The sequence below is a fragment of the Ruegeria sp. CDSB117 genome, from assembly GCF_059611005.1.
The window spans coordinates 14,537-26,821 of the sequence record NZ_JBXWOS010000018.1 but is presented as its reverse complement, the minus strand read 5'-3'; the positions used below and the strand labels follow the sequence as shown (position 1 = coordinate 26,821).

The window sequence follows — 12,285 nt, the reverse complement described above, 5'->3', positions numbered from 1 at the left end:
GGTCGGGCTTCAGCCCGGCGCCGTTCAAGATAAAAAGGGCAGCCACCGCTCTAAAGCTTCTATTAACCCCCCAATTTTCTCTGGATGTTTAGCAATATATGTATCCACGACAGCGGTCGTGACACTCTTGGAGCTTATCACGACAACTGTACCTACCGCCAACTTGACTGTTAGAGCACTCCATTTGAGCAGATCAGCCAACCCTGCTTTGAGCTTTTTTAAGATTGCTTTAATCCACTCGGAAGGCGGATTTTCCTCTTCCAAAGTAGTCGAGAGTTCTTCGGCGGCTTCCCAGATCAATGTTATTGGGCCGGTTAAACGCTCATCGTAATTGCTCTCAGGAGGGTTGTTCCCTCCAATACCGAGGCGCGCAGAGGTTTGGATGTTTGGATGTTTGGGTCATCGATCAGGCCAGATAAGGCTCTTTCGACCTCCAACCGGGCTCGAATCCGTTCGATTTCATAGGCGACAGCTTCGGGCCCTGCGCTCCAGATGCTGCACTCAATCAAGGCAACCCGCCTTTGAAGCTCCCAATCTAGAGGTTGACCATCAATGAAACCCTGACGCCATTCTCGCCAGAATTGAAAGCTCTGGCCTCGAAAAAACTCCTCGAAGCCGTCGCGGGCGTCCAAGGGAACAATCAGTCGCACCTCTTCACGCCAAAGCAGCTGATCAAAAACCCGATCAGAGGGCGTGTCGAGATCACTAAGACATTGCATTGCCAAAATATCGGCGGCCTTGTCGGAAGCGCGTTTCGTCGACCTATTCCCCGGTGTCATCGCATAAAGAAACTCATCTGAATCTGCTGCTTGAGCAATGGAATTTAGTGTTTCTGTGGCGGTTCTTCTGGCAATTTCGACGCCGCGAATGAGGGCTGCTTGTGCTGCTAAGTGTGCCGAGTTGTCGTTTAGCAGGAGATCACCAGGCTTGATCGTCTTAAGCGTTCGTCCCAACCCTTCAAACGACGCTCGGCAGTCAAATCGCCAATGGACGATAGATGCTATCAATAATCGTAAGCTCGGAAATAACAGGCTCCTAGTTGCATCAGCATTACCTTTTAAGCTGACTGGCGGCAAATCCCTAAGTGCCGCTCGTAACGAAACTCCAACACACTTTTGAACACTTTGCCTCTCAAATTCCGAGTGAACCAACTCCACGTAATCAACTTCTGACATTTCAATCCCATTGGAGTTAAATAGGCCCTAAACGCACTAAACGTACCACCTTGACCAACCCACGATTCCCCTACATATCCCCAACCCATGACAGACCTCGCTCATATCCGCAATTTCTCCATCGTCGCGCATATCGACCATGGCAAATCCACCCTTGCTGACCGGCTCATCCAAGAGACCGGAACGGTCAAGGATCGCGACATGAAGGAACAGCTGCTCGACAGCATGGATATCGAGCGCGAGCGCGGCATCACAATCAAGGCCAACACGGTCCGCATCGACTATACCGCCGACAATGGCGAGCAATACGTGCTAAACCTGATTGACACACCCGGCCACGTGGACTTTGCCTATGAGGTCTCGCGGTCCATGCGCGCGGTCGAGGGTTCGCTGCTGGTTGTGGACTCGACCCAAGGGGTCGAGGCGCAGACGTTGGCGAATGTGTACCAAGCCATCGACGCAGATCATGAGATCGTTCCGGTACTCAACAAGATCGACCTGCCGGCGTCCGACTGTGACCGCGTGGCCGAACAGATCGAGGATGTGATCGGCATCGACGCGTCTGAGGCCATTCAGGTCAGCGCCAAAACCGGGCAGGGCATCCACGAAACGCTGGAATCTATCGTCACCCACTTGCCTGCGCCGCAGGGCAATCTCGACGCGCCGCTCAAGGCGATGCTGGTCGACAGTTGGTACGACGCCTATCTCGGCGTCATCGTTCTGGTCCGCATCATGGACGGCACGCTGAAAAAGGGGATGCGGGTCAAGTTCATGTCGAACAACACCCTGCACCATGTCGATCGCGTCGGCGTTTTCCGGCCCGAGATGGAGATGGTCGACAGCCTCGGCCCCGGTGAGATCGGTTTTCTCACCGCCTCGATCAAACAGGTTCGTGACACCCGCGTCGGCGACACCATCACCAATGACCGCAACGGAACCGAAATCGCGCTGGACGGCTTTAAACCCGCGCAGCCGGTGGTGTTCTGCGGTCTGTTCCCCGTCGACAGTTCCGAATTCGAAGATTTGCGCGATGCGATCGACAAACTGGCCCTGAACGACGCCAGCTTCAGCTTTGAGATGGAAACCTCGGCAGCACTTGGCTTTGGCTTCCGCTGCGGCTTCCTCGGCCTTTTGCACCTTGAGGTCATCCGCGACCGCATCGAACGCGAATATGATATCGAGCTCATCACCACCGCGCCGTCGGTGATCTATCACGTCTACATGAAAGACGGCGAGATGATCGAGCTGCACAACCCCGCCGACATGCCCGACCCCTCCAAGGTCGACCATATTGAGGAACCGCGCATCAAGGCGACCATTCTGGTGCCCGATGAATTCCTCGGCGACGTGCTGAAACTGTGCCAGGACCGCCGCGGCATCCAGCTGGACCTGACCTATGCGGGCAGCCGCGCCATGGTCGTCTATGACCTGCCGCTGAACGAGGTTGTCTTTGACTTCTACGACCGTCTGAAATCGGTGACCAAGGGCTATGCGTCGTTTGATTACCAGATGACCGGCTATACCGAGGACAATCTGGTCAAGATGTCGGTGCTGGTGAATGACGAACCGGTCGACGCGCTGTCGACCATGGTTCACCGCGACCGGGCCGAGATGCGGGGCCGGGCGATGTGCGAAAAGCTCAAGGACCTGATCCCGCGCCACATGTTCAAAATCCCGATCCAGGCCGCTATCGGAGGCAAGGTCATCGCCCGCGAGACCCTCTCGGCCCTGCGCAAGGACGTGACCGCCAAATGCTACGGAGGCGACGCCACGCGGAAACGCAAACTGCTGGACAAGCAGAAGGCGGGTAAGAAGAAGATGCGTCAGTTCGGGAAGGTGGATATCCCGCAGGAGGCGTTTATTAGCGCCTTAAAAATGGACAGCTAAGGCTGTCCATTTGTGTGTGGTTGACCAGTCAACAAGAATTCAGTTGGTAGAGGGGCTAGTTCGAAGATAGCTCGGTCAAGTCAAGAGCGGTGTACTTAATGCTCACCTCGCCGTTTGGCTTTCGTACTCTTGCTACCTCTATAGAAGCTCTAAACTTGCTCCCGAGCGTGATGCCATCATTCTCAATGCGTTCAAGGTAATCCTGACTAACTTGTTTGCCAAAATTCCCTGTTATGACGTCTACTTTGTCATCTGGTTGAAACTCAAATGATCTGCTTAGCGGTGACAGGCCAACCAATGTTCCGATCCAAATTTCCTCTTTAATATCAACACTGGCGTTACTCAATCTTAAGTAGGCGCGTTCAATATCTTCGTTTTCAAATCTTAGTTGTTTCGTAGGTAGCGCAGCTCGTAAAGTCGCTTCGCTAGAGTGCAGATGTTTGAAAAACTGGTTCAAAGATGAAAACACTCTTGGATTTATCGCATCAAGCTCAACTAAGAAGTCATCATCATCTCTTTGAGTGATTTCTTCAATAGTTTCAATTGCTTCGTCTAGAGCTTCGCGGAGCGTAGTTGCCACCGCACTAGATTGGTCAGCGCCCGGTTCTTCCAATACAAACCCAAACGAGCCGCGAGCGATCTCAGTAATTCGGAGTGAGGAGTTTCTCTGGCTAGGAACAATTCCTCGTGCCCCCTTTAGTCCCAAGCTCGTACCACTAGCATAGAGCTTAGACACGATGTCCTGAAAAATTGAGAGGGCTTTGGTGGCGAAGCGAGCGTCAATCGACGCTGTTCCTAGGACCGGACGCCCGTCGAATAGAAGCGCAACCTCAGCAACGTTCGAATCTGTTCTTTCTAGCTGTTCAATTTCAGACTCAATCGCGGACACACGGGATCGAAAATTCATCTCGGCCACAACATCACCTGCCTCCTCAGCTTCTGCAGCCAAAAATGAAACCTCATCAATCTGAGATTTGAGATGCTGTAGATGGGCAAGATTAGACATCGAATTTGGTCCGAATTTGCGTTTCTATTCTACTAAACTCCATTGGATCGTTCGCCAGCGGTATTTCAACGATACCCTTTTTTCTGAATGTATCTCTCTGTTCAGAAAATAGCCCAAACCAATATGAGGAATTTCCAACAATCCGATAGGGTTCCGTATCAAGGTCAAGACCGTAGCAATCGCAGAGGTAGATCGGTTTTAAAACATTTGTATCAAAAAACTCTTGATGTAGGAAATTCTTGTAGTCGTGCTGCCACAGCGATGCATTTGTTTGGTATTTTAGCGGCCTGTGGAAGAGAGTTAGGACATCGATGTCCTTCGGTGCGCGGCTGCGGATAGTTTCAACGTCCTCAACAAAGCTACCGTCAATCCATTGGATTCCGCCGATAAATCCGCCGTTGAACAGCTTCTTCCTATACTGATTTAAGCCCAACAAAAGCTTTGCTCGTTCTCGAGAAGTTAGAAATCTTGTGACCAGCAACGACATGTCGCTTTTGTAGGGAGATCTACTTCTGGGTTCTGTCGGATCAGCACCTATGAATGCAGGTAGTGCGCCACCTTTGTCAAAACTTGGAATAAACAATTTGAACCTATTCGTCTTTTTTTGAGACTTTGCATAATGTCTTTGTGTGGCGCAACTTAAAAGAGTTGTAAGGTCATTTAACTCTCCCAAGATCATGCGTGCTTGAGCGAGCCATGAGTCTAATAACACATCATTTTCGTTGGCCTCCATCACCCACACTGTGATCCACCTCACAGCCCCAACCGCACCCTCCTGCTACACTTGACCCCACGGCAACCTCAGCAGGAGGCGCAGATGTCCACATCCATGATCCCCATCATCGCCCTCGGGTCGGCGGGTCTCTATTCCGTGGCCATGATCGCGATGAAGTTCTGGTGGAAGCTCCCCGGTGTGGGGCTTGGGCTGCTGATCGTCGCGACTCTGCTGGCCGGGGCGACGCTGGAGCTTGCCGCGCTGCGCGAGGAGCGGTTGGGCATCATCTATACCGGTATTCTGGGGGCCGAGGTCGTTCTGATCGCCATCGCCTCGTTCTTTCTGTTCGGCGAAAACTTTTCGTTTCGCGAGGCTGCAGGCATCGGTCTGGTCATCCTCGGCACCGCGCTGGCCTGGGCCTGAGGCAAACATTACCGGTTTGTGAAGTTTCCCTCAGGTAAGTTGCAACCCGTGCACTCCCTTCCAATCTGTTCAACAGGCCAGCAACGGCCCTGAACTTTGGAGGAGAGCCCATGACCAGATATATGACTGCCGGAGCAGCCGCTCTGGCCACGAGCCTAACCCTTGCCACGGCCTCGATGGCCGAGACCACACCTGATCTGCGTGGTGCCTGGAGCGGCACCTATACCAAGGTCTCCCCGTCTCGGGTAGCCACCGGAGACGCACCGCGCTTTCATCAGGGAGAGTGGGTGTTGGATATCCAGCAGCAGCAGGACAACCTGTTCTGGGGGCCCAGCATGTGGCGACCGGATGCTGGCACAGATTGGCGCGTGTTTGACGCCACTGGCACCATCAGTCTGGATGGGTCAGGCACCATCGGCATCGTCGAAAGCTCGGCCGATCCGCAGGTGGGTGTGAATGCGCTGGTGGATGCGCGCTATCAGGACGGCAAGATTTACGCGGATTTCCGTAGCCTGCGACGCGGGACAACGTACAGCGTTGTACTCGAACGTCAGGTGAACTGAAGCGTCTCCGGCCCGGCCGGTCGTAGGGGGTACTGGCTGCACCGTGTTGCAGCGCGTAGTAGGTAATCTCGGTCGGGTCGGAACGCTTCTCATAAACGGACACAGCGTCTCCTCAGGGGGGACGGGTCGGGCGGCATCTTGGCTGCAAGTGACAGGGTCCTGAACACACGGTGCCGGATTGCGGCGTTCCCTGGCACCTGTGGTTTAGGCTCTCGCGAACCTTCAGCGCGGCTTTGCTTGTGGTCTGAGGGCCGTCCGGCCCCGGATTCTCAGGTCATCTCTGGCTGGGCAATCACAAGATACGCCTGATTCGATGCTCTGAGGCTGTGAATATCCACAATTGGCAGCAAAATGGCTTTTGCAGGTGCAGAAAACGGGAAAATCGGGTCATTTCGTCGAATTCAGCGTTTTCCATTGCCAAGACCGCACGGTGTTTCAATTTCCGGAGTTATCCACAATTTTCTCCCAGCGGATATCAACACTTTATCCCCGTCTAATTCTCATGCTGCAGTGCTATTTCCTTGTCGGAACATGACCCGGATGTAACAGTTCTATTACCGCAACGGTTCTTAGGAACCAGGGTGGGACGCAAAGACCAAAGGGGGTCGAGGCAATAAGGGCGAGTCTTAGGATTAGCTTTTATATGCAGAGGCTTACCGGTGGATGGTCAGTTGAATTGGGTGTCAGACCCGGGTCAGATGATCAGACTCTCAGAAGGTCGATGCGTGCTGCAAAGCATCTTAGGATGCCGAGCAGCGGCCGTGGCCTGTAACAGGGTCTGGGCAACTGGATCGTGGCGTCCCTCGGATGCATCGACCCGGCAAGGCGTCAGGAGTATCCGCAAGGGTACATGCATGGACCGCGTCTGCGCACCTGACGCCTTTTCTTTTTCTCTGGTTTTTCCAGGCTGCCACTCTGCCCCTGCAAAACGGGAACGGGGTTCTTGTGGATGCACAAGAACCCCGAAGTGTCAGATATGCAATGCCGCGTCTATGCACCTGTGCCAAGGAGTGTAACTTGGTTGGCTGCAATCTTCAACCATATCTTGTATGTAGAAGTTGTGCTTTCACAATATCCTGAACCGCGTCAGATATTTTGCTGAACGTCAGTTGCCGCGCCTTGAATGGCATCACCTGCTTTTTCGATATCTTTGCCAGCACCTTTGGCAGTCTCGCACGCGGCGAGAGAAAACAGTGCCAACCCTACCAGAATTGCTCGGATCATCAGTACCTCCATTTGATGTTCTAAGCATGGCCTAGCAGTTTTTATTTGCTGTAACCAGTATTTTACCGCGCTGACACGGGGCGTAGAAACACGAAGCTGCAGACCAAATTGACCGCATGGATTGCGAAGGCAGGGTGTGGCCGCACCAACGTTAGAATGTTCGGGTCGGAAAGACTGGAACAACGCGTCTGGTGCGGTGGAAAGATAAACGAAATCAGTCCTTTTGGTCGCCGCAGAACAGCTCGTACACCACTTCAAGCATACGGCGCGGTCTGTCGTCAGCAAGTCGGTAGTAAATAGCCTTACCTTCGCGTCGCGGAATCACAAGGCCTTCCAGACGAAGGCGGGACAGCTGCTGCGAAACAGCAGCCTGTCGTGCGGAAAGTAGGTCCTCAAGCTCGGTCACGGATTTTTCGCCAGAGACTAGATGGCACAAGATCATCAATCGGCCTTCGTGACTGATCGCCTTGAGGAAATTCGATGCGCGGGTCGCATTTCCCGCCATCCGGTCGAAATCGTCAGACGTCATATTCTGTGAAATCTGAGGCAATGCCATTGCTGTTTTCCTTTTGGGCCCTGGTGTGGGGGCACTTTTGTGAGTGGGCACTTTTGTGAGTGGTTCGCTAAAGCGGTTCGCATTGCTACACGTTCTGTGCATGAATTTCCATATGCATGGATCAAAATGCCGTGATGGGAAAAGGGGAACTTATTGTTTAGAGCATCAAACCGCGCATTGACATCGGCGGCCTCGGTGCGTTCGACATCAGACTATCCACCTATTTTGGACGGTTGGAGTGCGATCTGTTGAGCCCCCCTTGCAGCCCCCCCGTGCCGACACTAAGACTCGGGTAACGTTTCTTCGGGTAATGTCCCGATCCATAGCAAAACAGGCAGGTTCTCATGTTCGATCCCGTTGACACCTATATGAATACGCTCGTTCCCATGGTCGTCGAGCAGACCAGCCGGGGTGAACGCGCGTATGATATTTTCTCGCGCCTTCTGAAAGAGCGGATCATTTTCATCAACGGTCCGATCCACGACGGGATGAGCCACCTGATCGTCGCGCAATTGCTGCACCTCGAGGCCGAAAATCCAAACAAAGAAATCTCGATCTACATCAATTCGCCTGGCGGCGTGGTTACCAGCGGTTTGTCGATTTACGATACAATGCAGTATATCAAGCCCAAATGTTCGACATTGGTAATCGGTCAGGCAGCCTCGATGGGGTCGGTTTTGCTGGCCGGTGGCGAGAAGGGAATGCGTTTCTCGCTGCCCAACAGCCGGATCATGGTGCACCAGCCCAGCGGCGGCTATCAGGGTCAGGCCAGCGACATCATGATTCACGCGGCCGAGACGCAAAAGCTGAAGGATCGCCTTTATGACATATACGTGCGTCATACAGGTCAGACCAAAAAGGCGGTTGAAAAAGCGCTGGACCGTGACAATTTCATGAGCCCGGAAGAGGCGAAAGACTGGGGTCACATCGACGAAATCGTCGAAAATCGCGCCAAAATGGACGGTGACGAGGCCTAATAATATCTCCCCACGTCCCAGGCGTGGGGGCCATTTTTGAGATTGTAGCCGCCCCGGTGGTGGCCTAAGCTGCACCAACATGTGGCATGCGCGGTCCGACACGGACCGCAGGGACGAAGCCCGAAAGGTAGAACATGGCGACGAATTCAGGCGGTGACGGCAAAAACACGCTCTACTGCAGCTTCTGCGGCAAGAGCCAGCATGAGGTGCGCAAGTTGATTGCCGGCCCGACCGTTTTCATCTGCGATGAATGCGTCGAACTGTGTATGGACATCATCCGCGAAGAGACGAAGGCCAGCGGCCTGAAGTCCAGCGATGGCGTTCCGACGCCCAAAGACATTTGTGAGGTGCTGGACGATTACGTTATCGGTCAGGCCACCGCCAAGCGGGTTCTGTCGGTTGCTGTGCACAACCACTACAAGCGTCTGAACCACGCCCAAAAGGCCGGCAGCGATATTGAGCTGGCCAAGTCCAACATTCTGCTGATCGGCCCAACCGGCTGCGGTAAGACGCTGCTGGCGCAGACGCTGGCGCGTATTCTGGACGTGCCGTTCACCATGGCAGACGCAACTACACTGACCGAAGCCGGGTATGTGGGTGAGGATGTTGAAAACATCATTCTCAAGCTGCTGCAGTCCAGCGAATACAATGTTGAACGCGCGCAGCGCGGCATCGTCTATATCGACGAGGTCGATAAAATCACGCGCAAATCCGAAAACCCATCCATCACGCGCGATGTATCGGGTGAAGGTGTGCAGCAGGCGCTGCTTAAGCTGATGGAAGGCACCGTGGCCAGTGTGCCGCCGCAGGGCGGGCGCAAGCATCCGCAGCAGGAATTCCTGCAAGTGGATACCACGAACATCCTTTTCATCTGCGGTGGTGCTTTTGCGGGTCTGGATAAGATCATCGCACAGCGCGGCAAAGGCTCGGCCATGGGCTTTGGTGCCGACGTGCGGGACAATGATGAACGCGGCGTAGGTGAGATTTTCAAGGATCTCGAACCCGAGGATCTGCTGCGGTTCGGCCTGATTCCGGAATTCGTTGGACGTCTGCCGGTTCTGGCGACGCTGGAAGATCTGGACGAAGATGCACTGGTTACAATCCTGACCAAACCCAAGAACGCTTTGGTCAAGCAGTACCAGCGCCTGTTCGAACTGGAAGACGCCGAGCTGGCCTTTACTGATGATGCGCTGAAGTCGATCGCCAAGAAGGCCATTGAACGCAAAACCGGCGCGCGCGGGCTGCGCTCGATCCTCGAGGATATCCTTCTGGACACCATGTTCGAACTTCCGGGCATGAAGAACGTAACCGAAGTGGTGGTGAACGAAGAGGCGGTGTCGTCTGACAAGCAGCCCCTGATCATCTATGCGGATGCCGCGGAATCAGCTTCGGCAGGGTAAGGCACAACAAGAATTACCAAGACGGCGCGGGATTGACCGCGCCGTTTTCTTTTGGAGGGAAGCATGAAAATCAGGCGCATTTCATCTGGCGGAGAATTCGAGGCCAAAATCGGCTATTGTCGCGCTGTTGTTGCAAATGGTTTCGTCTTTGTCGCCGGGACTTGCGCCCAAGGTGACAACGTGCCGGAGGACATTGTAGGGCAGTGCAAGTCGTCCTTGGAGGCGATTGGAAAAGCGCTGGCCGAGGCTGGAGTCGGTTTTGCGGACGTAGTTCGGGTCAATTACTATTTGCCGGACATGAATGAGTTCGAACTTTGCTGGCCGTTGTTGGTAGAAGCTTTTGGTGACAACCCACCGGCAGCGACGGTGATCGAATGCAATCTCATAACACCCGAGGACCGCATCGAAATCGAAGTGACCGCGGCTCTGCCGCAATAGAGGGTGCGGTTTTTGTGACACTGGACCTTAGCCCGCCTTTGGTCCATATCTGCGGGTACAGAAATGCCGGAGGCAGCTGATGGGAATCCTAAACAGTCTTTTGCGGGCCGTGACCTGGTGGAACGGATCCACATTGAACACGCAGATTTACACATCGCGTAAGGGTATCAAGGTCGGTGAAGACGACGAAGGCAACGTGTTCTATCACAATGCCGACGACAGCAGACGCTGGGTTATTTTCAATGGTGAGGCCGAGGCAAGCCGAGTTGACCCCGATTGGCATGGCTGGCTGCACCGCACCTGGGATGAGCCGCCGACGGACAAACCGCTGAAACACAAATCCTGGGAAAAACCGCATCAGGAAAATCTGACAGGCTCTGCTTTGGCTTATGCACCAGCAGGTTCTTTGCGCCGCCCGGACCCGGTCGAGCGTAAGGACTACGAGGCCTGGAGCCCGGAATAACACGAGGCGAGCAATGTCGAGTTATAATGCAACCGAAGTTCTGGTCGGTGGGGTCGTCTTAGCCTGTGCCGTCGCATTTGGCGTTTACGCCAGCCAATCCACCGGCCTGTCGCAAAGCAGTGGCGGCTATGAACTGGGCGCCTCTTTCCGTTCCTTGGAAGGGGTAGGCGTCGGCACTGACGTACGCCTTGCTGGTGTCAAGATCGGCACTGTAACCGGTGTAGACCTGAATCCCGAAACCTATCGCGCCGATACCACCTTCTCGATCTCTGACGGAATTCTGGTGCCGGACGACAGCGCGATTGTCATCTCATCCGAAGGGCTGCTGGGCGGCAACTTTGTCGAGATTATGCCGGGTGGTTCGCCTTTCTACTTTGAAGCGGGCGATCAAGTCGAAGATACGCAAGGTGCCGTCAGTCTGATTTCCCTGCTGGTCAAGTTTGTCGCCGGGGACGGAAGCGAATGAAGCGATTTGCCCTGATTGCAGCGTTGCTGGTCGCGATGGGGGCCACGGCCCAGCAAAAAGCCCAATCCGGTCCTGGCGCAATGCTGCGCGGTCTGGACAAGGTCAGCGGTCAGACCGTCGATGTTGAAATGCGGAATGGTCAGACATTGCCGGTTTTTGGGTTGGACGTGGCCTTGGGCGATTGCCGCTATCCAGCGGACAACCCGACCGGTGATGCGTTTGCCTACTTGACGATCTGGGAAAAAGGCAGGACAGATCAACTGTTTGACGGCTGGATGATTGCCACGTCGCCCGCGCTGAACGCGCTGGACCATGCGCGTTATGACGTCTGGGTGATGCGCTGTATCACTGCGTCTGGTGACTGAGGCACTGCTGCCTCGAAATCCGCACTGGCATTGATCGCCTCTTCAAGCGTATTCCGATATTGCGTGCGCGGAATCTCGATCGCTCCCAGAGACGCCAGATGAGCGGTCAGAAACTGGGTGTCAAACAAGCGAAATCCGGTTTGGCGCAAGCGATCCACGAGATAGGCCAGCGCTATTTTCGAGGCATCCTTTCGACGGGAAAACATGCTTTCGCCGAAGAACGCCGCACCCAACGTAACGCCATAAACGCCGCCGACCAGTGCGTCCTCATCCCAGACCTCCAGCGAATGGGCCCGGCCCGTGAGGTGGAGTTGTTGATAAAGGCGGCGCAATTCTGCATTGATCCAGGTGTCTGCCCGATCAGCGCAGCCATCGACCACTCCGGCAAAATCGCGGTTGATGCTGATGGAAAAGCCGGACTTTCGAATGCGGCGTGCGAGGCTGCGCGAGATATGAAAGCCATCTAACGGAAAAACGCCACGAAACTTGGGATCGACCCAGAACAGTTCCGGATCATCGCGGTGTTCGGCCATCGGGAAAATTCCAATGGAATAACCGTGTAGCAAAAGTTCAGGGGTCAGGCTCATGCGCGATACCCGGGGACCAGAGCGCAAGTGCCCTCTGGTC

General features: G+C 54.4%; 16 protein-coding genes. 9 read left to right on the top strand and 7 right to left on the bottom strand.

Annotated elements, in window-relative coordinates; translation table 11 throughout:
- Positions 1-24 precede the first annotated feature (24 nt).
- Both AC2FJC_RS17875 and AC2FJC_RS17870 read right to left on the bottom strand, forming a co-directional pair.
- Positions 25-300, bottom strand: a complete 276-nt coding sequence (locus AC2FJC_RS17875) for a hypothetical protein (protein WP_496740507.1) — start codon at positions 298-300, stop codon at positions 25-27.
- Between the two features lie 14 nt (positions 301-314).
- Positions 315-1,175, bottom strand: a complete 861-nt coding sequence (locus AC2FJC_RS17870; protein WP_496740506.1) for a hypothetical protein — start codon at positions 1,173-1,175, stop codon at positions 315-317.
- A gap of 87 nt (positions 1,176-1,262) precedes the next feature.
- On the opposite strand from AC2FJC_RS17870, the gene lepA reads away from it, so the two are divergent.
- On the top strand, positions 1,263-3,062 hold the full coding sequence (gene lepA / locus AC2FJC_RS17865) for a translation elongation factor 4 (protein ID WP_496740505.1): 1,800 nt from the start codon (positions 1,263-1,265) through the stop codon (positions 3,060-3,062).
- Between the two features lie 55 nt (positions 3,063-3,117).
- Here lepA and AC2FJC_RS17860 read toward each other — a convergent pair whose 3' ends face one another.
- Positions 3,118-4,068, bottom strand: a complete 951-nt coding sequence (locus AC2FJC_RS17860; protein WP_496740504.1) for a hypothetical protein — start codon at positions 4,066-4,068, stop codon at positions 3,118-3,120.
- A complete protein-coding gene (locus AC2FJC_RS17855; protein ID WP_496740503.1) occupies positions 4,061-4,801 on the bottom strand; it encodes a DUF6932 family protein in 741 nt (246 codons plus the stop codon). The genes AC2FJC_RS17860 and AC2FJC_RS17855 overlap by 8 nt, the downstream gene beginning before the upstream one ends.
- An 84-nt stretch (positions 4,802-4,885) precedes the next feature.
- Between AC2FJC_RS17855 and AC2FJC_RS17850 the strand changes: the two genes are divergently transcribed.
- Together AC2FJC_RS17850 and AC2FJC_RS17845 are read left to right on the top strand one after the other, a co-directional pair.
- Entirely contained in the window at positions 4,886-5,206 is a 321-nt protein-coding gene (locus AC2FJC_RS17850; protein ID WP_496740502.1) for a hypothetical protein, read from the top strand.
- Between the two features lie 110 nt (positions 5,207-5,316).
- Positions 5,317-5,769: a hypothetical protein gene (locus AC2FJC_RS17845; protein ID WP_496740501.1), complete on the top strand. Its 453-nt coding sequence runs from the start codon at positions 5,317-5,319 to the stop codon at positions 5,767-5,769.
- A 1,086-nt stretch (positions 5,770-6,855) separates the two neighbouring features.
- Here the strand turns inward: AC2FJC_RS17845 and AC2FJC_RS17840 are convergent.
- Together AC2FJC_RS17840 and AC2FJC_RS17835 are read right to left on the bottom strand one after the other, a co-directional pair.
- Positions 6,856-6,993: an entericidin A/B family lipoprotein gene (locus AC2FJC_RS17840; RefSeq protein ID WP_199913560.1), complete on the bottom strand. Its 138-nt coding sequence runs from the start codon at positions 6,991-6,993 to the stop codon at positions 6,856-6,858.
- Between the two features lie 214 nt (positions 6,994-7,207).
- Positions 7,208-7,549, bottom strand: a complete 342-nt coding sequence (locus AC2FJC_RS17835) for an ArsR/SmtB family transcription factor (protein ID WP_108861784.1) — start codon at positions 7,547-7,549, stop codon at positions 7,208-7,210.
- A 344-nt stretch (positions 7,550-7,893) separates the two neighbouring features.
- Between AC2FJC_RS17835 and AC2FJC_RS17830 the strand changes: the two genes are divergently transcribed.
- The 6 genes from AC2FJC_RS17830 to AC2FJC_RS17805 all read left to right on the top strand — a co-directional run bounded on the left by AC2FJC_RS17830 (position 7,894) and on the right by AC2FJC_RS17805 (position 11,658).
- Positions 7,894-8,526 (top strand): ATP-dependent Clp protease proteolytic subunit, encoded by a 633-nt coding sequence (locus AC2FJC_RS17830; protein WP_108861785.1) that lies wholly within the window; start codon positions 7,894-7,896, stop codon positions 8,524-8,526.
- A gap of 134 nt (positions 8,527-8,660) precedes the next feature.
- Positions 8,661-9,926, top strand: coding sequence for an ATP-dependent Clp protease ATP-binding subunit ClpX (gene clpX / locus AC2FJC_RS17825; RefSeq protein WP_058272201.1), 1,266 nt, complete (start codon positions 8,661-8,663; stop codon positions 9,924-9,926).
- A gap of 63 nt (positions 9,927-9,989) precedes the next feature.
- Positions 9,990-10,364 (top strand): RidA family protein, encoded by a 375-nt coding sequence (locus AC2FJC_RS17820; protein ID WP_496736832.1) that lies wholly within the window; start codon positions 9,990-9,992, stop codon positions 10,362-10,364.
- A gap of 79 nt (positions 10,365-10,443) precedes the next feature.
- Complete coding sequence (locus tag AC2FJC_RS17815; RefSeq protein WP_058272199.1) at positions 10,444-10,827, top strand: NADH:ubiquinone oxidoreductase subunit NDUFA12; 384 nt, start codon at positions 10,444-10,446, stop codon at positions 10,825-10,827.
- Between the two features lie 13 nt (positions 10,828-10,840).
- Positions 10,841-11,293 carry an outer membrane lipid asymmetry maintenance protein MlaD gene (mlaD, locus tag AC2FJC_RS17810; protein WP_496740500.1) on the top strand — a complete coding sequence of 151 codons (453 nt, stop codon included), beginning with the start codon at positions 10,841-10,843 and terminating at the stop codon, positions 11,291-11,293.
- Positions 11,290-11,658: a DUF2155 domain-containing protein gene (locus tag AC2FJC_RS17805; protein WP_496740499.1), complete on the top strand. Its 369-nt coding sequence runs from the start codon at positions 11,290-11,292 to the stop codon at positions 11,656-11,658. The genes mlaD and AC2FJC_RS17805 overlap by 4 nt, the downstream gene beginning before the upstream one ends.
- Here the strand turns inward: AC2FJC_RS17805 and aat are convergent.
- Positions 11,613-12,245 carry a leucyl/phenylalanyl-tRNA--protein transferase gene (gene aat, locus AC2FJC_RS17800; protein ID WP_496740498.1) on the bottom strand — a complete coding sequence of 211 codons (633 nt, stop codon included), beginning with the start codon at positions 12,243-12,245 and terminating at the stop codon, positions 11,613-11,615. The genes AC2FJC_RS17805 and aat overlap by 46 nt on opposite strands.
- Between the last annotated feature and the right edge of the window lie 40 nt (positions 12,246-12,285).

Excerpts from the sequence above, each read along its gene's own strand:
- AC2FJC_RS17870 (WP_496740506.1), bottom strand. The coding sequence starts at position 1,175 with ATGTCAGAAGTTGATTACGTGGAGTTGGTTCACTCGGAATTTGAGAGG.
- lepA (WP_496740505.1), top strand. The coding sequence starts at position 1,263 with ATGACAGACCTCGCTCATATCCGCAATTTCTCCATCGTCGCGCATATC.
- AC2FJC_RS17860 (WP_496740504.1), bottom strand. The coding sequence starts at position 4,068 with ATGTCTAATCTTGCCCATCTACAGCATCTCAAATCTCAGATTGATGAG.
- AC2FJC_RS17855 (WP_496740503.1), bottom strand. The coding sequence starts at position 4,801 with ATGGAGGCCAACGAAAATGATGTGTTATTAGACTCATGGCTCGCTCAA.
- AC2FJC_RS17850 (WP_496740502.1), top strand. The coding sequence starts at position 4,886 with ATGTCCACATCCATGATCCCCATCATCGCCCTCGGGTCGGCGGGTCTC.
- AC2FJC_RS17845 (WP_496740501.1), top strand. The coding sequence starts at position 5,317 with ATGACCAGATATATGACTGCCGGAGCAGCCGCTCTGGCCACGAGCCTA.
- AC2FJC_RS17840 (WP_199913560.1), bottom strand. The coding sequence starts at position 6,993 with ATGATCCGAGCAATTCTGGTAGGGTTGGCACTGTTTTCTCTCGCCGCG.
- AC2FJC_RS17835 (WP_108861784.1), bottom strand. The coding sequence starts at position 7,549 with ATGGCATTGCCTCAGATTTCACAGAATATGACGTCTGACGATTTCGAC.
- AC2FJC_RS17830 (WP_108861785.1), top strand. The coding sequence starts at position 7,894 with ATGTTCGATCCCGTTGACACCTATATGAATACGCTCGTTCCCATGGTC.
- clpX (WP_058272201.1), top strand. The coding sequence starts at position 8,661 with ATGGCGACGAATTCAGGCGGTGACGGCAAAAACACGCTCTACTGCAGC.
- AC2FJC_RS17820 (WP_496736832.1), top strand. The coding sequence starts at position 9,990 with ATGAAAATCAGGCGCATTTCATCTGGCGGAGAATTCGAGGCCAAAATC.
- AC2FJC_RS17815 (WP_058272199.1), top strand. The coding sequence starts at position 10,444 with ATGGGAATCCTAAACAGTCTTTTGCGGGCCGTGACCTGGTGGAACGGA.
- mlaD (WP_496740500.1), top strand. The coding sequence starts at position 10,841 with ATGTCGAGTTATAATGCAACCGAAGTTCTGGTCGGTGGGGTCGTCTTA.
- AC2FJC_RS17805 (WP_496740499.1), top strand. The coding sequence starts at position 11,290 with ATGAAGCGATTTGCCCTGATTGCAGCGTTGCTGGTCGCGATGGGGGCC.
- aat (WP_496740498.1), bottom strand. The coding sequence starts at position 12,245 with ATGAGCCTGACCCCTGAACTTTTGCTACACGGTTATTCCATTGGAATT.